Below are 20,306 nucleotides of genomic sequence, written 5' to 3'. Positions count from 1 at the left end.
ACCGAAAACCCGCTGGCCCGACGGCCCCCTTTGCGTCAGAATGACGATATGAGCGAGATGCGCGTGGGGACCTCTGCCGACGTCCGTAGCCGGGTGGAGCTGGCGGCACTGATGGCCACCGGGGTGCGGCCGAAGTGGCTGATGTTCTGGGGGCACACCGAACGGAAGGGCGGGGGGACGCGGCAGGAGTGCCTGAGCCAGTGGTGGCCCGGGGAGTTCACCGTCGACGGGGTGGCGTACGCGTCCGCCGAGCACTGGATGATGGCGGGGAAGGCCCGGATGTTCGGGGACGAGGCCATCGAGCAGCAGGTGCTGGCGGCCCGCACGCCGGCCGAGGCGAAGAAGCTGGGGCGGCTGGTCAAGGGGTTCGACGACGCGGCCTGGACGGCCGGCCGGTTCGAGCTGGTCGTCGAGGGGAACGTCGCGAAGTTCGGCCAGGACGAGGCGCTGCGCGCCTACCTACTGGGCACCGGCGACCGCGTCCTGGTCGAGGCCAGCCCGGTGGACCGGATCTGGGGCATCGGGCTCGCGGCCGACGACATCCGCGCGGAACGGCCCGACGAGTGGCAGGGGTTGAACCTGCTCGGCTTCGCCCTGATGGAGGCGCGGGCACGGCTGGCCGCATGAGGGCGGTCGGCCCGCTGCGGAGCGCGACCGGCGCACTTCTCGCAACGACCGCCGTCTGCGCGCTCCTTGACACCAGTCGCGCACGACTGGACGCGCTCCCTTAACTCCCCCGCCATATAGCGACGCCAGGATGTCCCGCAGTCAGGGGAGAGATGGACGGGGTGGGGCGATCATGCGCATGCGGCCGACGGCACAATCCGCGGGCCAGGACCCGGAGGGCGAGCAACAGGCGTACGAACTCCGGTCGGAGCTGGACGAGTTACTGCGCGCGAGCCGCTACGCGAGCCAGCGGGAGCGGCGGTTGAACGAGGCGATCCGGGCGGCGCCGGGCCGCCAGCGGCCGGACGGGGACTTGCTGCGGCAGCTGGCGCAGGCGCGCGCCCTGCGCGAGGGCCTGGGCGCCCGCTGCCTCCAACTGAGCGATCGACTGGAGGCGTTGGAGAACCGACTGCGGAACCGACAGCCGGAGCCGCAACCGGCCCAGGCCCCGCCGCCCCAGGACCGACCCGCCCGACCCGCCCGACCCGACATCGGCGCCCTCGCCGAGCGGGTGGCGGCCCTGCACCGCGCCGGCGCCTTCGCCGAGGCGACGGAGCTGCTGTCCCGGGCGGCCACCGGCCTCGATCCGGCGGACGCCGCGCTGCTGGCCGGCATGCTCTCCCGACGCGGCCCGACGGGCGCGTCCCTGCACCTGGCCAGGAGCGCCGCGCAGTGCGCCCCCGAGCAGGCGGTGGCGATGCTGGCGGAGTTGCGCGAGCTGGGGCTGGCGGAGGAGGCGGCGGAACTGTTCCACGCGTTCTGGGGCTATCCGGCGTCGGCCCTGCCCGCCCTGCTGGCCGCGCTGGAGCGGGCCGGGCAGGGCGCGGACGGCGCGACGCTGCTGTGGGAGTGGGGTTCGGCACCGACGCCGGAGCTGACGGCGCTGGCGACCGGCCTGCGCCGCACGGGCCGGCACGCCGACGTGCGGACGCTGCTGCGCCAGGCGGCCGGCCAGCCGACGGCGGAGCTGGCCGCGCTGGCGACGGAGCTGCCGGCCGAGCTCGCGACCGTCCTGCTGCACGAGCTGGCGGCGCTGCGCCCACCGGTGGAGCTGGTCAAGCTGGCGGCCGCGTTGGACACCAGCCCGGAGCTGTACGGGCGGTTGCTCGCCGCGCTGCTCGCCGACGGTGCCCGGCACCGGACGACGCTGGCCGCCCTGCGCAGCGCCGGCCTGCCGACCGAACCGGCCGCGGCCCCCCGTTCCCGCTGGGGCAGACGGTAAGCGCAGACGGTGAGCAGAGGGCGGGAACGACGGGAACACGCGGGAGCCCCCGTCCGCCCCGGACGGACCGGGGCGAACGAGGGCTCCAGACGGGCGGAGCAGGCTCAGCAGCCGATCAGCCGCGCACCCAGGTACGCCTTGACCTGGTCGAGCGAGACGCGCTCCTGCGACATGGTGTCGCGGTCGCGGACGGTCACCGCGTTGTCCTCGAGGGTGTCGAAGTCGACGGTGACGCAGAACGGCGTGCCGATCTCGTCCTGGCGGCGGTAGCGCTTGCCGATGGCGCCGGCGTCGTCGAACTCGACGTTCCACGCGGTGCGCAGGTCGGCGGCGAGGCCACGGGCCTTCGGGGAGAGGTCGGCGTTGCGCGACAGCGGCAGGACGGCGACCTTGACCGGGGCCAGGCGCGGGTCGAGCCGCATGCCGACGCGCTTCTCCATGACGCCCTTGGCGTTGGGCGCCTCGTCCTCGAAGTAGGCGTCGATCAGGAAGGCCAGCATGGCGCGGTTGAGGCCGGCCGCCGGCTCGATGACGTACGGGAAGTACCGCTCGCCGCTCTCCTGGTCGAAGTACTTGAGGTCCTGGCCGGACGCCTCGCTGTGCACCCGCAGGTCGTAGTCGGTGCGGTTGGCGACGCCCTCCAGCTCCGAGAACTCGCTGCCGCCGAAGTTGAAGCGGTACTCGATGTCCACCGTGCGCTTGGCGTAGTGGGAGAGCTTCTCCTTCGGGTGCTCGAAGAAGCGCATGTTCTCGGTGCGCAGGCCCAGGCCGACGTACCAGTCCCAGCGCTGCTGGAGCCAGTACTCGTGCCACTGCTCGTCCTCGCCCGGCTTGACGAAGAACTCCATCTCCATCTGCTCGAACTCGCGAGTGCGGAAGATGAAGTTGCCGGGGGTGATCTCGTTGCGGAAGCTCTTGCCGGTCTGGGCGATGCCGAACGGCGGCTTCTTGCGCGACGTGGTCTGGACGGCCTTGAAGTTGGTGAAGATGCCCTGGGCGGTCTCGGGCCGCAGGAAGGCCAGGCCGCTGGCCTCCTCGGTGACGCCGAGGTGGGTCTTCAGCATGCCCGAGAAGTCCTTGGGCTCGGTGAACTGGCCCTTGGTGCCGCAGTCGGGGCAGTTGACGTCCTTGAGGCCGTTCGGCGGCGGGAAGCCGTGCTTGGCCTCGTACTTCTCCTCCAGGTGGTCGGCCCGGTGGCGCTTGTGGCAGGAGAGGCACTCGGTCAGCGGGTCGTTGAAGGTGGCGACGTGGCCGGAGGCCTCCCACACCTCGCGCGCGAGGATCACCGACGAGTCGAGTCCCACGACGTCCTCACGGGCCTGGACCATCGCGCGCCACCACTGGCGCTTGATGTTCTCCTTGAGTTCGACGCCCAGCGGCCCGTAGTCCCAGGCGGCACGCGTGCCGCCGTAGATCTCGCTGCAGGGGTAGACGAAGCCACGGCGCTTGCTCAGGCTGACGATCGTGTCGATCTTGTCGGCGGCCACAGTGCTCTCTTCAGTACGTACGGCACGGTCAGGGCACGGCTGGTTGCGCGTACCCGAATACCTCAGGTTACCGGCCATATGGGTACGGGGTTCAAATCGGTATCGTCCGGCCCCTCCCAGCCACGGCTACCTGCCGTTCACCCGTCCGAGTGAGTTGACAATCATTTCCAGATAAGATGAGAATGATTGTCATGATGATCGGACGACGTACCCGCAGCTCCATAGCCATCGCCGCCACCGCCCTCACCGCCTCCCTCGTCCTGACCGCCTGCGGTGGCAGCAGCAGCGCCCAGAGCGCCGACGGCAAGCTGAAGGTCGTCGCCTCCTTCTACCCGATGGAGTACCTGGCCCAGCAGATCGGCAAGGAGCATGTCGCGGTCACCGACCTCACCGCGGCCGGCGTCGAGCCGCACGACCTGGAGCTCACCGCCAAGCAGGTCGCCACCGTCCAGAAGTCCGACGCGATCATCTACCTCAAGGGCCTCCAGCCCACCGTCGACCAGGCCGTCGGCCAGTCCTCGGCCAAGTACAAGATCGACGCCACCGCCGCCAGCCCGCTGGTCGACCACCACCTCGACGAGGGCACCGAGGCCGACGGCCACCAGCACGACGGCCCGGCCGGCGACCCGCACATCTGGCTCGACCCGACCCGCTACGCGGCGATCGCCAAGAGCGTCGGCGACGGGTTCGCCAAGGCCGACCCGGCCCACGCCGACGACTACCGCAAGAACACCGACGACCTGGTCGGTCGGCTGACGGCGCTGGACCAGGAGTTCCGGGACGGCCTGAAGGACGCCAAGTCCAAGACCTTCGTCACCAGCCACGCCGCCTTCGGCTACCTCGCCGACCACTACGGCCTCACCCAGGTCGCCATCAACGGCGTCGACCCCGAGTCCGAGCCCACCCCGGCCCGCCTCGCCGAGGTGCAGAAGGCCGCCAAGGACAACGGCGTCACCACGATCTTCTTCGAGACCCTGGTCAGCCCCAAGCTCGCCGACACCGTCGCCAAGGACCTCGGCCTCAAGACCGCCGTACTGGACCCGCTGGAGGGCGTCAAGGACCCGGGCAAGGAGGACTACCTCTCGGTCATGAAGCAGAACCTGGCCAACCTCCAGGCCGCCCTCGGCGCCACCCCCGCCGCGACCGGCACCACTCCCACCACGACCGGCACCCCCACCAGCTGACGGGACGACAGCACCATGACCCACCCGATACCCCCGGCCGTCCGCCTCCGCGACGCCGTCGCCTCGCGCGGCGGTCGGCCGGTGCTGCGCGGCGTCGACCTCACCGTCCAGCCCGGCGAGGTGGTCGCCCTGCTCGGCGCCAACGGCTCCGGCAAGTCCACCACCGTCAAGGCCGTGATCGGCTCCGTCCCGCTGGGGCAGGGCACGCTGGAGCTGTTCGGCATCCCGTACGCCGGCTTCCGCGCCTGGCACCGGATCGGGTACGTCCCGCAGCGCACCACCGCCGCCTCCGGCGTGCCGGCCACCGTGCGCGAAGTGGTCTCCACCGGGCGGCTGCCGCAGCACCGGCTGCTGCCGTTCCGCCGCCGGGACCGCGCGGCGGTGGACCGCGCGCTGGCCGCCGTCGGCATGCTGGAGCGGGCCGGGGACGGCGTCGCCGACCTGTCCGGCGGCCAGCAGCAGCGGGTGCTGATCGCCCGCGCCCTGGTCGGCACCCCCGACCTGCTGATCATGGACGAGCCGATGGCCGGCGTGGACGCCGCCAGCCAGCAGGTGCTCGCCGACACCCTGCGCGCCGAGGTCGCCCGCGGCGCCGCCGTCCTCCTCGTGCTGCACGAACTCGGGCCGCTGGAACCGCTGATCGACCGCGCCGTGGTGCTGCGGGACGGCTGCGTCGCGCACGACGGCCCGCCCGTGCCCAACACCGGCCTGCACGCGCTGCCCGGCCACGACCACGTCCACCCGCACGCCGACCACACCCCGCCGAGGCTGCTGGCATGACCGAGATGCTCTCCTACGACTTCATGCAGCGCGCCCTGCTCGCCGCCGTCCTGGTCGGGATCACCGCACCGGCCGTCGGCATCTACCTGGTGCAGCGCCGGCAGGCCCTGATGGGCGACGGCATGGGACACGTCGCGATGACCGGCGTCGGCCTCGGCTTCATCTTCCAGACCAGCCCGGTCTGGATGGCCGTGCTGGTCTGCGTGCTCGGCGCCGTCACGATGGAACTGGTCCGCTCGCGCGGCAACCAGCGCGGCGACATCGCCCTGGCGATGCTCTTCTACGGCGGCATGGCCTGCGGCAAGCTGCTCGTCTCGCTCTCCGCCCAGGCCGGCGCCGGCTCGCTGGAGAGCTACCTGTGGGGCTCCATCCTCACCGTCGCCCCGACCGACCTGATCACCATCGCGGTGCTCGGCGCGGTGGTCGTCGCGGTCACCGTCGGCCTGCGCCGACAGCTCTTCGCGATCTGCCAGGACGAGGACTTCGCCCGGGTCACCGGCCTGCCGGTGCGCACGCTCAACCTGCTGCTCGCGGTGATGGCCGCCGTCACCGTCACCGTCGCGATGCGGGTGGTCGGGCTGCTGCTGGTCAGTGCCCTGATGGTGGTCCCGGTGGTCGCCGCCCAGCAGCTCACCCGGTCGTTCGCCGCCACCCAGGCGGCCTCGATCGCGCTCGGCGTGGTGGTCTCGCTGGCCGGCGTCACCGGCTCCTACCACCTCAACGTGCCCTCCGGCCCGGCCATCGTGCTGCTCGCCATCGCGGTCTTCGCGGTGTTCAGCCTGCTCGCCGCCCCGCTCGCCCGGCGGCGCCACCGCAGGGGCGTCGCGGACCCCGGACCGAAGGTCTGCGACGTCGCCCTGCCGGAACAGTTCCCGGGTCAACTCCCCGAAGAATTCCCGGGGCAGTCCCCGGGACAGATCCCGGGGCAACTCCCGGGCCGCGGTTCCTCCGACGCGATCACTCCGGAGCGGGGGGCGGGGCTGGCACAATGAGGTGCGAGACGCCCACCACCCCAGGAGGACCCACGGTGACCACCGCAGGCCCGTCGCCGCGCGCCCGCTCGACCCGGCAACGTGCCGCCGTCTCGGCGGCCCTGGACGAGATCGAGGACTTCCGCAGCGCGCAGGAGCTCCACGACATGCTCAAGCACCGCGGGGACTCCGTCGGTCTGACCACGGTCTACCGCACCCTGCAGTCGCTCGCCGACGCAGGCGAGGTGGACGTGCTGCGCACCGCCGACGGCGAGGCCGTCTACCGCCGGTGCAGCAGCGGACACCACCACCACCTGGTGTGCCGGCACTGCGGCGCGACCGTCGAGGTGGAGGGCCCAGCGGTGGAACGCTGGGCCAACGCGGTCGCCGCGGAGCACGGGTTCAGCGACATCGCGCACACCCTGGAGATCTTCGGCACCTGCGCGGAGTGCGCCAAGAAGGCCTGAGCAGCGGAGCGGCGGTACGGCGAAGGGCCCGTGGGAGCGATTCCCACGGGCCCTTCGCCGTACCGCCGCCGTACCGCGTCAGCGCTGGGTGGGCAGGTCCAGCGGCTCGGGCACCTCGTTCGGGATCGCCCCGCCGAAGCGGCGGTCGCGCCTCGCGTACTGCTCGCAGGCACGCCACAGGTCGCGGCGGTCGAAGTCCGGCCAGAGCACGTCCTGGAACACGAACTCGGCGTACGCGGACTGCCAGAGCAGGAAGTTGGAGGTGCGCTGCTCGCCGCTGGGGCGCAGGAACAGGTCCACGTCCGGCATGTCCGGGTGGTACATGTACTTGGCGAGGGTCTTCTCGTTGACCTTCTTCGGGTCCAGCTTCCCGGCGGCGACGTCGGCCGCGAGGGCCGCCGCGGCGTCCGCGAGCTCGGCCCGGCCACCGTAGTTGACGCACATGTAGAGCGTGACGGCGTCGTTGTCCTTGGTCTGCTCCTCGGCGACCTGGAGCTCCTGGACGACGCTCTTCCACAGCTTCGGCATCCGGCCCGCCCAGCGGACCCGCACGCCCATCGCGTCCATCTCGTCGCGGCGGCGGTGGATGACGTCCCGGTTGAAGTTCATCAGGAACTTCACCTCGTCGGGCGAGCGCTTCCAGTTCTCGGTGGAGAACGCGTACAGCGAGATGTTCTTCACGCCGAGCTCGATCGCGCCCTTGAGGACGTCCAGCACGACCGACTCGCCGACCTTGTGGCCCTCGGTGCGGGGCAGCCCGCGCTCCTTGGCCCAGCGGCCGTTGCCGTCCATCACGATGGCGACGTGGCCGGGGACCAGCTCGCCGGGAATCTTCGGGGGCTGTGCGCCACTGGGGTGCGGGGTCGGGGGGAGGTACTCCCTCTGTTTGCCGCCGCCGAAGAGCCGTCGCGCTGCCATGTGCTCACTTCTCCACGTATCTCATCGAGCGGATGCCCCGCTCCAAATGCCACTGCAGATAGGCCGCGACCAGGCCGCTGCCCTCCCGCCAGTACCTCGGCTCGCAGGAATCGGCCGTCTGCCAGTCCCCTGACAGCAGCGCCCCGAGCAGTACCAGTGTCTCAGGGGAGGGTACGGCACATCCGGGCACTCGGCAGTCCGGGCAGAGGACCCCGCCCGCGGGAAGGGAGAAGAAACGGTTCGGCCCCTCCAGCCCGCATTTGGCGCAGTCCGTGAAGCTCGCGCCGTACCCGTTCACCGCGAGCGAGCGCAGCAGGAATGCGTCCATCACCAGGTGCGACTCGTGCAGCCCGGCCGCCAGCGTGCGCAGGGCGCCCACCAGCAGCAGGTACTGCTGGACGGCCGGTTCGCCCTCGTTCTCGGCGAACCGCTCGGCCGTCTCCAGCATCGCCGTCCCGGCGGTGTAGCGGCCGTAGTCGGTGACGATCGAACCGCCGTACGGCGCGATCGTCTCCACCTGGGTGCACAGCGGCAACCCGCGGCCGATCAGCTCACTCCCCCGGCTGAAGAACTGCACGTCCACGTGCGAGAACGGCTCCAGACGGGCGCCGAACTTGGACTTGGTCTTGCGCACCCCGCGCGCCACCGCCCGCACCTTGCCGTGGTGCCGGGTCAACAGGGTGATGATCCGATCGGCCTCGCCGAGCTTCTGCGCCCGCAGCACGACGCCGTCGTCCCGGAAAAGACTCATGGGAGCCATTCTCCCCCACGGCACGCCCCGGCCGCCGACAGCCGTGTTGCCCGCACCGAGTCCGTGGGGGAGGACCGAGCGGTGCGGGTCACGGCGGGCCCGGAGGGGGATTTCGGGCCCGTTTTGTGGGGGATCGGAGATGGCTCGGGGGTTGCGCGGCGGGCCCGGCACTGCGGAGCGGGCCCGGTACTGCGGAGGACGTCCCGTCCTGCGGAGGACGTCCGGGTTACTGCGGAGAAGGTCTAGTACGGAGCCCGGGTCGCCGCCTCCAGCAGCGCCCCGACCCGCGACTGCGGTAGATCCAGACAGCGCCCGACCGCGGCCAGCGCCTCGCGCTCCTGCGGCAGGTAGCGCCCGTCGGACAGGGCGATCGCCGCGCCCTGCAGCAGCAGCCGCTCCCGGCCCTGGTGGGCCAGGTGCGGGGCGAGCGGTTCGAGCACCGCGTGCAGTTCCACGGCCAGGCCGCCGGCCATCCCGTGGGCGTCGTAGAGTTCGCCGCCGAGCCCGGACAGCGCGGCGAGCGCGGCCAGCACCTGGGCCTCGCCGCAGTCCTCGAACCCGGCCTCGCGCACCGCCGTGCAGGCCGCCTCGCGGGCCGCGCGGTGCGCGGTGCCGCCGGCCGCGAGCAGGGCGAGCGCGATGGTGTACTGCGCGTCCCGCAGCATCGCGCCGAGCCGTACGGAGGTGGGCTGTTCCAGGCTCTCGACGCCGTAGCGACCGTGGCAGCTGGTGCACTGCACGCTGCCGATCACCGGGCCGAGCGGGGCCACCGGGGTCCCCAGCAACCGCAGCCACCGCCGACCGTGCTGCCGGCGGTAGTTGCGGTCCCCGCCACAGCCCGGACAGAAGAAGTCACCGAGAACGTCAGTCCGCCACCGCGGGCGAACACCCCACAACCTGGTCACGGCGCCACTCCCCAGACATGGCAGACGGCCTGCACAACAATGGGCAGGTCACGCGACCGGACACCGAGGCCGTCCCACCGACCCGGCTTTCCGGTGGATCGATGTTGCCATGGTTACCGGCACGTGTCAGTACCTCGAACGGCTTCCGACCCGAAAAAATGTGGCGCAGGACACAACTGGCCCCAGGCGCGGCGAAGGGCCGCCCCGGAGGACGGCCCCGCCACATCTCACTCGTACGAACTACCCGCGCTGCGCCCGGTTGACGGCGCTGATGATCGCCTTCAGCGAGGCCAGCACGGTGTTGCCGTCGATGCCGACGCCCCACAGCACCTTGCCGTCCACCGCGCACTCGACGTACGCGGCGGCCTGGGCGTCGCCGCCCTCGCTCAGCGCGTGCTCGGCGTAGTCCAGGACGCGGACGTCCAGGCCGATCCGGGCCAGCGCGTCCGTGAAGGCGGAGACCGGGCCGTTGCCGACACCGGTCAGGGTCACCGGTACCGAGTCCACCAGCGCGCCGGCGATCAGCGCGTCCCGGCCGTCCTCGGTGGTCAGGGTGCGCGAACCGCTCAGCGAGATCCGGCCCCACGGGTTGTCCGGGGTCGGCAGGTACTCGTCCTCGAAGACCCGCCAGATCTCGGCCGGGGTGACCTCGCCGCCCTCGGCGTCGGTCTTGGCCTGGATGATCCGGGAGAACTCGATCTGCATCCGGCGCGGCAGGTCCAGCTTGTGGTCGTTCTTCAGGACGTACGCCACACCGCCCTTGCCGGACTGGCTGTTGACCCGGATGACCGCCTCGTAGGTGCGGCCGACGTCCTTCGGGTCGATCGGCAGGTACGGCACGCCCCAGGTGTGCTCCCCCACCGGGACGCCCGCCGCCGCGGCGTCCGCCTCCAGGGCGTCGAAGCCCTTCTTGATGGCGTCCTGGTGCGAGCCGGAGAAGGAGGTGTACACCAGGTCGCCGGCGTACGGGTGGCGCGGGTGCACCTCCATCTGGTTGCAGTACTCGGCGGTGCGGCGCACCTCGTCGATGTCGGAGAAGTCGATCTGCGGGTCGATGCCCTGCGAGAACAGGTTCATGCCCAGGGTCACCAGGTCGACGTTGCCCGTCCGCTCGCCCTGGCCGAACAGGCAGCCCTCGATGCGGTCCGCGCCCGCCATGTAGGCCAGTTCGGCGGAGGCGACGGCGGTGCCGCGGTCGTTGTGCGGGTGCACCGACAGGCAGACGAACTCGCGGCGCGACAGGTTGCGCGACATCCACTCGAACTGGTCGGCCTGCACGTTCGGGGTGGCCCGCTCGATGGTGGCCGGCAGGTTCAGGATGATCTCGCGGCCCTCGCCCGGCTGCCAGACGTCCATGACCGCCTCGCAGACCTCCAGCGCGAAGTCCAGCTCGGTGTCCACGAAGATCTCCGGCGAGTACTGGTAGCCGAAGACGGTCTCCTCGCCCAGCAGCTTCTCGGCGTACTCCATCACCAGCCGGGTGCCGTCGGTGGCGATCGCCTTGGTCGCGGCCCGGTCGTTGCGGAACACCACCCGGCGGAACAGCGGCGCCGTCGCGTTGTACAGGTGGACCGTCGCGCGCGGGGCGCCGACCAGCGACTCGACGGTCTTCTCGATCAGCTCCTCGCGGGCCTGCGTCAGCACCGAGATGGTGACGTCCTCGGGGATCGCCCCCTCCTCGATCAGCGACCGCACGAAGGCGTGGTCGGTGGCGCCGGAGGACGGGAAGCCGACCTCGATCTCCTTGTAGCCCATCGCGACCAGCAGGTCGAACATCTTGCGCTTGCGGGCCGGGGACATCGGGTCGATCAGCGCCTGGTTGCCGTCCCGCAGGTCGGTGGAGAGCCAGCGCGGCGCCTTGGTGATCACCTTGCTCGGCCAGGTGCGGTCCGGCAGGTCGACGGTGTCGAACGGCAGGTAGCGCCCGTACCGCATGCCGGAGGGCAGCTGGCGCACGGACGCGGCGGTGATCGGGGTGGGGCGGTCGACGAAGGCGCGACCGGCGGGGATGGGCGCGGCGGAGCTCTGCTCGGTCATGGAATGACTCTCGGCTTCCTGTGATGCGTGGTGCGGGGGCGGGTCGGGGTGGTCAACACCGACTGGCCGGCAGCTGCCGCTCGCGACCCTCCGTTGGATCGCCGGATGACGCGCACAGCTCGATCCCCGCGGCGAGGGAGCCGGCCCTGTGGACTACAGGCCCTCGACGCGGCAGCTAAGAAGAAGCAGCCCGTTGCGCATGATGGCCCCAGCGTAACCCAGGGCCGCGCGCCCCCGAAGTGATCCGGGCCACCGTTCCACCCCTTGAGACACCGACCGGTCACGCCAAGAGTGGTGACAACCGGTCATCGAGGCCTCACCCTGGGCCACATGACTGCAGCAGTTCCGATCTGCGCGATCGTCCCGCCGTACGTCCTGGACCGCCTCGCCGAGGCCGGTCACGAGCCCGCCGTCCGCTCCCTCCTGCTCGACACCGCGCACCGCGCGGCCCGCCTCGCCCCTCCCCCGCCCGTCAGCACCGGCCCGACCCCCAGCCGGCTGATCGCCGACACCGCCCACAGCCAGCGGCTGCCCGGCCGGACCGTCCGCACCGAGGGCCAGGCCCCGGTCGCCGACCAGTCCGTCAACCACGCCTACGACGGCCTCGGCGACACCTTCGCCCTGTACGCCACCGTCTTCGGCCGCCGCTCGATCGACAACCGGGGGCTGCGCCTGGACGCCACCGTGCACTACGGCCAGGACTACGACAACGCCTTCTGGAACGGCCACCAGATGGTCTTCGGCGACGGCGACGGCGAGATCTTCGGCGACTTCACCGCCTGCGTCGACGTCATCGGCCACGAACTCACCCACGGCGTCACCCAGTTCACCGCCGGCCTGCAGTACCAGGACCAGCCCGGCGCGCTCAACGAGTCGGTCTCCGACGTCTTCGGCTCGCTGGTCAAGCAGCACTCGCTGGGCCAGGACGCCGCCCACGCCGACTGGCTGATCGGCGCCGGCCTGCTCGCCCCCGGCATCCAGGGCGTGGCGCTGCGCTCGATGAAGGCCCCCGGCACCGCCTACGACGACCCCCGGCTCGGCAAGGACCCGCAGCCCGCGCACATGCGGGACTACGTGGACACCACCGACGACAACGGCGGCGTGCACATCAACTCCGGCATCCCCAACCACGCGTTCTACCTGCTGGCCACCGCCCTCGGCGGCCAGGCCTGGGACCGCGCCGGGCGGATCTGGTACGACGCCCTGACCGGCGGCCGGCTGGCCGCCGACGCCGACTTCACCGCCTTCGCCCGAGCCACCGTGGCCGCCGCCAAGGCCCGCTACCCCGACCAGTCCTCGGTGGCGGACACCGTGACGGCCTCCTGGGCGCAGGTGGGCGTCAGCCCCGGCTGAACCCCTCAGGCGGCCCCGGCCGAACCCCTCAGGCCTCGGCGGCGGCCCCGACGACGGCCCCGACCGAGGACCGGTTGAGACCGGGTTGAGCCGCGCTTAAGGTCACGGTCCGGGAAAAGACCGGCAAACTCCCTCCCCTGGTAGCACCATGGACACCATGCGTATCCAGGTGACCCGGACCGGCGGCTTCGCGGGGATCGTCCGCCATGCGGAACTCGACACCGTCGACCGCACGGACGCCCCGCACGTCCACGCGCTCGCCCGCGAGGCCGTCGCGGGCGGGCTGCGGGCGCCCTCGTACGGGGTGCCGGACGGCTTCCACTACGAGATCACCGTCGACGGCCGGACGGTCTACTGCGCCGACCCGAAGCTCACCGACTCGCAGCGCGAGCTGGTGTCGCTGGTCCTGCGCGAGGGCGCGTAGCCCCACCGGCCCCCGGACCCGCCGAAGGCCCGCCCGATCGACGGATCCGGGCGGGCCTTCGGCGGGAACCGGGGCTCAGAAGCCGAGCTTGCGCAGCTGCTTCGGGTCGCGCTGCCAGTCCTTGGCCACCTTGACGTGCAGGTCCAGATAGACCGGCGTGCCGAGCAGCGCCTCGATGTGCTTGCGGGCGGTGGTGCCGACGTGCTTGAGCCGCGCGCCCTTGGCGCCGATGACGATCGCCTTCTGGCTCTGCCGCTCGATGTAGACGTTGGCGTGGATGTCCAGCAGCGGGCGGTCCGCCGGGCGGCCCTCGCGCGGGAGCATCTCCTCGACCACGACGGCCAGCGAGTGCGGCAGCTCGTCCCGGACGCCCTCCAGGGCGGCCTCGCGGATCAGCTCCGCGACCATGATCTGCTCGGGCTCGTCGGTGAGGTCGCCGTCCGGGTAGAGCGGCATGCCCTCCGGCAGCAGCTTGGTGATCAGGTCGCCGACCAGTTCCACCTGCTTGTCGCCGACGGCCGAGACCGGGATGATCTCGGCCCACTCGATGCCCAGTTCCTCACCGAGCTGGTGGATGGCGATCAGCTGCTCGGCGAGCCGCTTGGAGTCGACCAGGTCGGTCTTGGTGACGATGGCGACCTTGGGGGTCTTCTTGACCTCGGCGAGTTCCTTGGCGATGAACTTGTCGCCGGGGCCGAGCTTCTGGTCGGCGGGCAGGCAGAAGCCGATCACGTCGACCTCGGCCCAGGTGCTGCGGACCAGGTCGTTGAGGCGCTCGCCGAGCAGGGTGCGCGGCTTGTGCAGGCCGGGGGTGTCGACCAGGACGAGCTGGGAGTCCGGGCGGTGCACGATGCCGCGCACGGTGTGCCGGGTGGTCTGCGGGCGGTCGGAGGTGATCGCGACCTTCGTCCCCACCAGAGCGTTGGTCAGGGTCGACTTGCCCGCGTTGGGTCGGCCGACGAAGCACGCGAAGCCGGAGCGGTACGAGGAGGAAGGGGCACTCATGTGCTCCATTCTCCCTGATCACCGGAGTCGCGCTGTCCGGGCCCGCCCGCACCGCCCGATCAGCCCTTGCGGCCACCCCGCGTGACCACCGACATCACCACCAGCAGCACCAGAAAGGCGACCGAACCCCAGAGCCAGTACGGCGAGCCGGTCTCCTGCCACTTGCCCATCCCCATCACGAACAGCAGCAGCCCGGCGAAGAACGCCACCGCCCCCATGTGCCCAGCCCCCTCACCGAGTTCACTCCCCCGGTGAGACTATCGGCTCGGTTCGGGCAGGTGTTCGCCAGGCCGCCGCCATCGCCCGCCGCAGCGGGCCCCAGCAGACCCGCTGCGGGCCGCGGCATCAGGCCGGCGGGCCCCAGCCGCCCTCAGCGGGCCTCGGCCGCCACCCGCAGCGTCCCGTCCACACCGGCCAGCAGCACGGGCGTCCCGGCCCCGCCGAGGTCCCGGACGGCCGCCAGGTCGGCCTCGGCCGGCTGCTCCGCCTCGCTCACCACGGCCGCCGCCTCCAGCGACTTCGCACCGCTGGCCACCGCCATCGCCACCGCCGTCTGCAGCGCGCTCAGCCGGAGCGACTCCAGCGCGACCGTCCCGGCCACGTACGTCCGGCCGGTCTCGTCACGCACCGCGGCCCCCTCGGCGACGCCGTTGCGGGCGCGGGCCGAGCGGGCCAGGGTGATGATCTTCTTGTCTTCGGGGTCGAGCTCGACGATGTCACTCATGCCGCCGAGCATAGGCGGCCCCCGCGGCCGCTCAGTGGCCGACCGGGTGGGTCGGACCGGGGTTCGGATTGAGGACCTTGACGAAGGTCTTCGGCCCGGACGGCCTCGCCGTCTCGTGCTCCGCGCGCTCGCGCCAGAACGGGTTGTCGTGCGGCAGGTGGCTGCTCACCCGGCCGTACATCCCGAAGGTCGTCAGGATCACCCCGAAGATGAAGGCGAACAGCACGTTCGACATCCGGAAGTTCAGGATGTTGGCGTCCGGCCGCCCGAGCACCGCCAGGCCGTAGAAGCCGGACAGGACGAACAGCACGCCGACCACCATGTTCAGGTTGGACGCGAAGTTGCCGCCGATCACCGCCCCCGCCACCAGGATCGCGCCCGCCACGATGGACAGGATGCTCAGCGCCCCGTTGGTCGACAGCCCGGCGATCCGGTCACCGTGGGTGGCCAGGAAGCCCGGGTGATCGGCCAGCCCCAGGCACCCGAACACGATCAGGAAAATCCCCCCGAGCCCCGCCCCGATCCGCCACACCGTGGCGAGCCGGCTGTTCACGGGCAGTTCGTCTTGCAGCTTCATGGTGACCTCCACCATGGCCTGGCCGGCCTGCCGGCCACGCCGGCCTAGCTGTAGGGATGGCTCCCCTGCATGTGCGGCACCTCGTGCATGTAGAGCGAACCGCACTGCTGGCAGCAGCGCAGCCCGGTGCCCCACTCCTGCTCGGGCCGCGTCTCGGCGTCGTCGGCCAGGCTACGGCCGCAGAGCGCCGTCGCGGGGTCGCCGTCGCGCACCACGTGCCAGACCTTGACCCCGCCGGTCGCACCCTGCGGGCCGTACTCCGCGCGAAGTTGATGCGTCATGCTGTCCATGGTCGCTCCGCCGGGGCGCGACCGCTACTCGCCGGGTTCCGCCCCGGCCTCCGCGGCCTTGCGGACCGGGGTCGCGACCATCGAGCCGATCCGGTTGCGGCGCCCGGCCGAGGACTCGGCGGTCAGCAGGATGCCGGTCAGCCCGGTGCCGGCGGGCTCGGGCAGCGGGATCTCGCAGGCCGAGCCGGGGATCGGCACCCGGCCGAGGTGCTTGGCCAGCAGGCCGCCGACGGTCTCGACGTCCTCGTCCTCCAGCTCGATGCCGAAGAGCTCGCCCAGGTCCTCCACCAGCAGCCGGGCGGTGATCCGGTACGAGCCGTCGCCGAGGTCCTCCACCGGCGCGATCTCCCGGTCGTACTCGTCGGTGATCTCGCCGACGATCTCCTCCAGGACGTCCTCGATGGTGACCAGGCCGGCCGTGCCGCCGTACTCGTCGATCACGATCGCCACGTGCGAGCGGCGCTGCTGCATCTCGCGCAGCAGGTCGCCGGCCGGCTTGGAGTCCGGTACGAAGACGGCCGGGCGCATCACCGCGCCGACCTCCTCGGACTCCGCCTCCCGGTTGATGTGGGTACGCCGGACCAGGTCCTTCAGGTAGACGATGCCGACCACGTCGTCCTCGCTGTCCCCGACCACGGGGATCCGCGAGAAGCCCGAGCGCAGCGCCAGGGTGAGCGCCTGCCGGACGGTCTTGTGCCGCTCGATCATCACCAGGTCGGTGCGCGGCACCATCACCTCGCGGACAATGGTGTCGCCCAGCTCGAAGACGGAGTGCACCATCCGGCGCTCCTCGTCCTCGATCAGGTCGTCCTTCTCGGCGAGGTCGACCAGCGCCCGCAGTTCGGCCTCGGAGGCGAACGGCCCCTCCCGGTAGCCCTTGCCCGGGGTCAGCGCGTTGCCGAGCAGGATCAGCAGCCGCGGGATCGGGCCGAGCACCGCGGCCAGCGGCAGCAGCACGAAGGAGGCGGCGGTCGCGGTGGTGAGCGGGTGCTGGCGCCCGATCGTGCGCGGCGAGACCCCCACCGCGACGAAGGACACCAGCACCATCACGCCGAACGCCAGCAGCACGGCCTGCCAGATCGGCTCCACGTTGCGCACGCACACCACGGTGACCAGGACGGCCGCCGCCATCTCGCTGGCCACCCGGATCAGGGTCGCCAGGTTGAGGTAGCGGATCGGGTCGGAGGCGACGGTCAGCAGCCGGGCCGAGCCGCGCCGCCCGGCCCGCACGGCCTCCTCCGCGCGGAACCGGGAGACCCGGGAGATGCCCGCCTCGGCGCACGCGGCCAGCCAGCCGAGGACGACGAGGAGCACGGCACCGAGGATGAAGCTCGTACTTTCACCACTCACAGGGGTTCGGGCTCCGCGCTCAGTGGGTGGTGGGGGCCGGGGAGAGACCACCGAGGCCCCGGCCGGCCCGCCAGTCGTCCAGGATGCGCTTCTGGAGGGCGAACATCTCCTCCTCCTCCTCGGGCTCCTCGTGGTCGTACCCGAGGACGTGCAGCACCCCGTGGACGGTGAGCAGTTGGAGCTCCTCGTCCATCGAGTGCTTGGAGGGGGCCGCCTTGCCCTGCTGCTCGGCGACCTCCGGGCAGAGCACGATGTCGCCGAGCAGGCCCTGCGGCAGTTCCTCGCCCTCCTTGCCGGGGCGAAGCTCGTCCATCGGGAAGGACATCACGTCGGTGGGGCCGGGGAGGTCCATCCACTGGATGTGCAGCTCCTCCATCGCCGCTCCGTCCACCAGGATCACGGACAGTTCGGACTGCGGGTGGATCCGCATCTTGTCCAGGGCGAAGCGGGCGACGTCGAGGATGGCTTCCTCATCGGCGTCCCAACCGGACTCGTTGGCGATGTCGATCGACATGACGGGCTGCGTACTCAGCTTTCGGTGCGATGGGACTGACGGGGTGCGCGGGAGCCGCGCCGCTGGGCCGGCTTGCGGGCGGGCGAGGAGTTCTCCTCGGCCTCCTGCTTGGCGTCCCAGCGTTCGTAGGCGTCCACGATCCGGCCGACCAGCTTGTGGCGGACCACGTCGGTGCTGGTGAGGACGGAGAAGTGGATGTCGGGCACGTCGGCCAGGATGTCCTGGACGACCTTGAGGCCGCTGCGGGTGCCGCCCGGGAGGTCGATCTGGCTGGTGTCGCCGGTGACCACCACCCGGGAGTTGAAACCGAGGCGGGTGAGGAACATCTTCATCTGCTCGGGCGAGGTGTTCTGGGCCTCGTCCAGGATGATGAAGGCGTCGTTGAGGGTGCGGCCGCGCATGTACGCCAGCGGCGCGACCTCGATGGTGCCGGCCGCCATCAGGCGCGGGATGGAGTCCGGGTCCATCATGTCGTGCAGCGCGTCGTACAGCGGGCGCAGGTACGGGTCGATCTTCTCGTAGAGGGTGCCGGGCAGGAAGCCCAGCCGCTCCCCCGCCTCGACGGCCGGGCGGGTCAGGATGATCCGGTTGACCTCCTTGGCCTGGAGGGCCTGGACGGCCTTGGCCATCGCGAGGTAGGTCTTGCCGGTGCCGGCCGGGCCGAGGCCGAAGACGATCGTGTGCTTGTCGATCGCGTCGACGTAGCGCTGCTGGTTGAGGGTCTTGGGGCGGATCGTGCGGCCCCGGTTGGACAGGATGTTCGCGGTGAACACCTGGGACGGCGCCGGGCTGTCCGGGTCCTCCGCGGCACCGCGGAGCATGGCGATGGAGCGCTCCACGGAATCCTCCGTCAAGGGCTGGCCGGTGCGCAGCACCAGCATCATCTCGGTGAAGAGCCGCTGCACGAGGGCGACCTCGGCGCGCGCTCCGGTGGCGGTCACCTCGTTGCCGCGGACGTGGATGTCGGCGGCGGGGAAGCCCTGCTCGATCACGCGCAGCAGCGAGTCCGCCGTGCCGAGCAGGGTGACCATCGGGTGCTTCTCGGGGATGACGATCCGGGCGCTGACGCGACCGTCGTCGGCCGGTTCGGGGCGCGACTGTCCGTTCGTACGGGTCTGCGATGTGTCACTCATAGGTCGGCGCTGGGCCTGCCTCATCCCATCCGTGGTGTCGTGTGCCGATCGGTCTCTCCGGGGCACCAGGGTACGCCGCGCACGTGGTCGCCGCGGCGGGCGGCGGGGCCGCACCCGACGATGCTGCGGCAGATCGGGGGGCGGCGCGAGCGCTTTTCACGGGGTGCGGGCCGGGTTCACGGCTGGCGCCGGACGGGGACGGGCACCCGGGTGAGGTCGGCGGCGATCACCAGCTCGCCGTCGAAGTGTTTGCGGGCGTCGGCCAGGTGCTGGCCGAGGTCCGGGTAGCGCTGGGAGAAGTGGGTCAGCACCAGGGTGCGCACACCGGCCTCGGCGGCGGCCTTGGCGGCCTGCCCGGCGGTGAGGTGGCCGTGCTCCTCGGCGAGCCGGGCGTCGGCGTCGGCGAAGGTCGACTCGGCGACCAACAGGTCGGCGCCCTCGGCGAGTTCGTACACGCCGTCGCAGAGCCGGGTGTCCATCACGAAGGCGAAGCGCTGGCCCGGCCGGGGCTCGCTGACCTCCTCCAGGGTGACCCGCCGGCCGTCCGCCTCGATCGCCCCCTCGTGCTGGAGGCGGCCGACCGCGGGGCCGAAGACGCCCAGCGCGGCGAGGCGTTCGGGCACCAGGCGGCGGCCGTCCGGCTCGGACAGCCGGTAGCCGAAGGACTCCACGGGGTGCGACAGCCGCACGGCGTCCAGCGCGAAGCGGGCACCGGGCGCGGGCAGCGGGCCCGGCTCGTCGATCGGCCGGGGCCGCAGGACGGCCGTCTCGTGGTAGGCGGTGGCGTGCCGCAGCCGCTCGAAGTAGACCTCGCCGGAGGCCGGGAAGTAGACGTCCACCGGGTGGGGGACGCGGTCCAGGTTGATCCGCTGGATCACCCCGGCGAGGCCCAGGCAGTGGTCGCCGTGGAAGTGCGTCACGGCGATCCGGGTGATCTGGGTGGCCGAGACGCCGGCCAGCAGCATCTGCCGCTGGGTGCCCTCGCCGGGGTCGAACAGCAGGCCCTCGCCGTCCCAGCGGAGCAGGTAGCCGTTGTGGTTGCGGTGCCGGGTGGGCACCTGGCTGGCGGTGCCGAGGACGACGAGTTCGCGCTGTGACACGTAGGTCAGACCATGTTCTCGGTCATCGGCTTGCCGCCGAGCACGTGGACGTGGGCGTGGAAGATCGTCTGGCCGGCGCCGGCGCCGGTGTTGAAGATCAGCCGGTAGTCCTCGACGCCCTCGTCCCTGGCCACCGCGCCCGCCTCGGCGAGGAGTTCACCGGCGATCTCCGGCTCGGCGGCGGCCAGCGCGGCGGCGTTCGGGTAGTGGACGTGCGGGATGACCAGGACGTGCAGCGGCGCCTTGGGGGCGATGTCGCGGAAGGCGAGGACGCGCTCGGTCTTGCGCACCACGGTCGCCGGGATCTCGCCCGCAACGATCTTGCAGAACAGGCAGTCGGGTTGCGGCTCGCCGGCCATCGGCTTCTCCTCGGTTCGTGTCTGGTCTGGGGCCGTACGGGCGCAGCCTAGCGGGAAGTCGGCCGGGCCGACCTCCCGTTCGGCTGCTC

23 protein-coding genes are annotated in these 20,306 nt (G+C 71.6%); 8 read left to right on the top strand and 15 right to left on the bottom strand.

All coding sequences use genetic code 11. From position 1 onward, the window contains the following. Positions 1–48: 48 nt before the first annotated feature. Positions 49–627 carry an NADAR family protein gene (locus ACIOGZ_RS07490; RefSeq protein ID WP_400985162.1) on the top strand — a complete coding sequence of 193 codons (579 nt, stop codon included), beginning with the start codon at positions 49–51 and terminating at the stop codon, positions 625–627. A gap of 172 nt (positions 628–799) precedes the next feature. Then, positions 800–1,888 (top strand): hypothetical protein, encoded by a 1,089-nt coding sequence (locus ACIOGZ_RS07485; RefSeq protein WP_400985160.1) that lies wholly within the window; start codon positions 800–802, stop codon positions 1,886–1,888. 104 nt (positions 1,889–1,992) lie between these two features. Here the strand turns inward: ACIOGZ_RS07485 and ACIOGZ_RS07480 are convergent, their stop codons facing one another. Then, a complete protein-coding gene (locus tag ACIOGZ_RS07480; RefSeq protein WP_030233601.1) occupies positions 1,993–3,375 on the bottom strand; it encodes a glycine--tRNA ligase in 1,383 nt (460 codons plus the stop codon). 191 nt (positions 3,376–3,566) lie between these two features. On the opposite strand from ACIOGZ_RS07480, the gene ACIOGZ_RS07475 reads away from it, so the two are divergent. From ACIOGZ_RS07475 to ACIOGZ_RS07460, 4 genes are read left to right on the top strand one after another with little or no spacing between them, the layout of a single operon-like run. Further along, positions 3,567–4,559: a metal ABC transporter substrate-binding protein gene (locus ACIOGZ_RS07475; protein WP_363629219.1), complete on the top strand. Its 993-nt coding sequence runs from the start codon at positions 3,567–3,569 to the stop codon at positions 4,557–4,559. Positions 4,560–4,574: 15 nt separating this feature from the next. After that, on the top strand, positions 4,575–5,339 hold the full coding sequence (locus ACIOGZ_RS07470) for a metal ABC transporter ATP-binding protein (protein ID WP_350878204.1): 765 nt from the start codon (positions 4,575–4,577) through the stop codon (positions 5,337–5,339). Beyond that, positions 5,336–6,331, top strand: coding sequence for a metal ABC transporter permease (locus ACIOGZ_RS07465; RefSeq protein WP_363586346.1), 996 nt, complete (start codon positions 5,336–5,338; stop codon positions 6,329–6,331). The genes ACIOGZ_RS07470 and ACIOGZ_RS07465 overlap by 4 nt, the downstream gene beginning before the upstream one ends. 35 nt (positions 6,332–6,366) lie before the next feature. Then, positions 6,367–6,777, top strand: coding sequence for a Fur family transcriptional regulator (locus ACIOGZ_RS07460; RefSeq protein ID WP_350878206.1), 411 nt, complete (start codon positions 6,367–6,369; stop codon positions 6,775–6,777). Between the two features lie 78 nt (positions 6,778–6,855). Here the strand turns inward: ACIOGZ_RS07460 and ACIOGZ_RS07455 are convergent, their stop codons facing one another. The 4 genes from ACIOGZ_RS07455 to leuA all read right to left on the bottom strand — a co-directional run bounded on the left by ACIOGZ_RS07455 (position 6,856) and on the right by leuA (position 11,388). Next, positions 6,856–7,695: an isoprenyl transferase gene (locus ACIOGZ_RS07455; protein ID WP_363369948.1), complete on the bottom strand. Its 840-nt coding sequence runs from the start codon at positions 7,693–7,695 to the stop codon at positions 6,856–6,858. Between the two features lie 4 nt (positions 7,696–7,699). After that, positions 7,700–8,446, bottom strand: coding sequence for a DNA repair protein RecO (recO, locus tag ACIOGZ_RS07450; RefSeq protein ID WP_063347510.1), 747 nt, complete (start codon positions 8,444–8,446; stop codon positions 7,700–7,702). A gap of 242 nt (positions 8,447–8,688) precedes the next feature. Continuing rightward, entirely contained in the window at positions 8,689–9,231 is a 543-nt protein-coding gene (locus ACIOGZ_RS07445; RefSeq protein WP_350878207.1) for a TerB family tellurite resistance protein, read from the bottom strand. A 360-nt stretch (positions 9,232–9,591) separates the two neighbouring features. Further along, positions 9,592–11,388, bottom strand: coding sequence for a 2-isopropylmalate synthase (gene leuA, locus ACIOGZ_RS07440; RefSeq protein WP_350878208.1), 1,797 nt, complete (start codon positions 11,386–11,388; stop codon positions 9,592–9,594). Between the two features lie 330 nt (positions 11,389–11,718). Between leuA and ACIOGZ_RS07435 the strand changes: the two genes are divergently transcribed. Together ACIOGZ_RS07435 and ACIOGZ_RS07430 are read left to right on the top strand one after the other, a co-directional pair. After that, positions 11,719–12,741: a M4 family metallopeptidase gene (locus tag ACIOGZ_RS07435; RefSeq protein ID WP_363588239.1), complete on the top strand. Its 1,023-nt coding sequence runs from the start codon at positions 11,719–11,721 to the stop codon at positions 12,739–12,741. A gap of 157 nt (positions 12,742–12,898) precedes the next feature. Next, complete coding sequence (locus ACIOGZ_RS07430) at positions 12,899–13,165, top strand: protealysin inhibitor emfourin (protein WP_063351090.1); 267 nt, start codon at positions 12,899–12,901, stop codon at positions 13,163–13,165. A 75-nt stretch (positions 13,166–13,240) separates the two neighbouring features. On the opposite strand, the gene era is transcribed toward ACIOGZ_RS07430, so the two are convergent. The 10 genes from era to ACIOGZ_RS07380 all read right to left on the bottom strand — a co-directional run bounded on the left by era (position 13,241) and on the right by ACIOGZ_RS07380 (position 20,217). After that, positions 13,241–14,170 carry a GTPase Era gene (gene era / locus ACIOGZ_RS07425; protein WP_363588241.1) on the bottom strand — a complete coding sequence of 310 codons (930 nt, stop codon included), beginning with the start codon at positions 14,168–14,170 and terminating at the stop codon, positions 13,241–13,243. A 59-nt stretch (positions 14,171–14,229) separates the two neighbouring features. Beyond that, a complete protein-coding gene (locus ACIOGZ_RS07420) occupies positions 14,230–14,379 on the bottom strand; it encodes a hypothetical protein (protein ID WP_363588243.1) in 150 nt (49 codons plus the stop codon). Between the two features lie 161 nt (positions 14,380–14,540). Next, positions 14,541–14,894 (bottom strand): hypothetical protein, encoded by a 354-nt coding sequence (locus ACIOGZ_RS07415; protein ID WP_063351091.1) that lies wholly within the window; start codon positions 14,892–14,894, stop codon positions 14,541–14,543. Between the two features lie 31 nt (positions 14,895–14,925). After that, a complete protein-coding gene (locus tag ACIOGZ_RS07410; protein WP_363588245.1) occupies positions 14,926–15,471 on the bottom strand; it encodes a DUF4383 domain-containing protein in 546 nt (181 codons plus the stop codon). 44 nt (positions 15,472–15,515) lie between these two features. Continuing rightward, entirely contained in the window at positions 15,516–15,752 is a 237-nt protein-coding gene (locus ACIOGZ_RS07405; protein ID WP_063351092.1) for a hypothetical protein, read from the bottom strand. 33 nt (positions 15,753–15,785) lie between these two features. After that, the gene (locus ACIOGZ_RS07400) at positions 15,786–17,111 is read right to left on the bottom strand and encodes a hemolysin family protein (protein ID WP_063347516.1); all 1,326 of its coding nucleotides are present in this window, start codon (positions 17,109–17,111) and stop codon (positions 15,786–15,788) included. 19 nt (positions 17,112–17,130) lie between these two features. After that, positions 17,131–17,625, bottom strand: coding sequence for an rRNA maturation RNase YbeY (gene ybeY / locus ACIOGZ_RS07395; RefSeq protein ID WP_063347517.1), 495 nt, complete (start codon positions 17,623–17,625; stop codon positions 17,131–17,133). Between the two features lie 14 nt (positions 17,626–17,639). Continuing rightward, positions 17,640–18,758 (bottom strand): PhoH family protein, encoded by a 1,119-nt coding sequence (locus ACIOGZ_RS07390; RefSeq protein WP_400805391.1) that lies wholly within the window; start codon positions 18,756–18,758, stop codon positions 17,640–17,642. Positions 18,759–18,934: 176 nt separating this feature from the next. Then, the gene (locus ACIOGZ_RS07385; RefSeq protein ID WP_363588246.1) at positions 18,935–19,858 is read right to left on the bottom strand and encodes a ribonuclease Z; all 924 of its coding nucleotides are present in this window, start codon (positions 19,856–19,858) and stop codon (positions 18,935–18,937) included. A 5-nt stretch (positions 19,859–19,863) separates the two neighbouring features. Continuing rightward, positions 19,864–20,217, bottom strand: coding sequence for a histidine triad nucleotide-binding protein (locus ACIOGZ_RS07380; protein ID WP_350878214.1), 354 nt, complete (start codon positions 20,215–20,217; stop codon positions 19,864–19,866). Positions 20,218–20,306: the final 89 nt, after the last annotated feature.

It is taken from the genome of Kitasatospora sp. NPDC088160, from assembly GCF_044741445.1.
GTDB lineage: Bacteria > Actinomycetota > Actinomycetes > Streptomycetales > Streptomycetaceae > Kitasatospora.
Note: the sequence above shows the minus strand (reverse complement) of the source record. Positions and strands in the feature narration are given on the sequence as shown.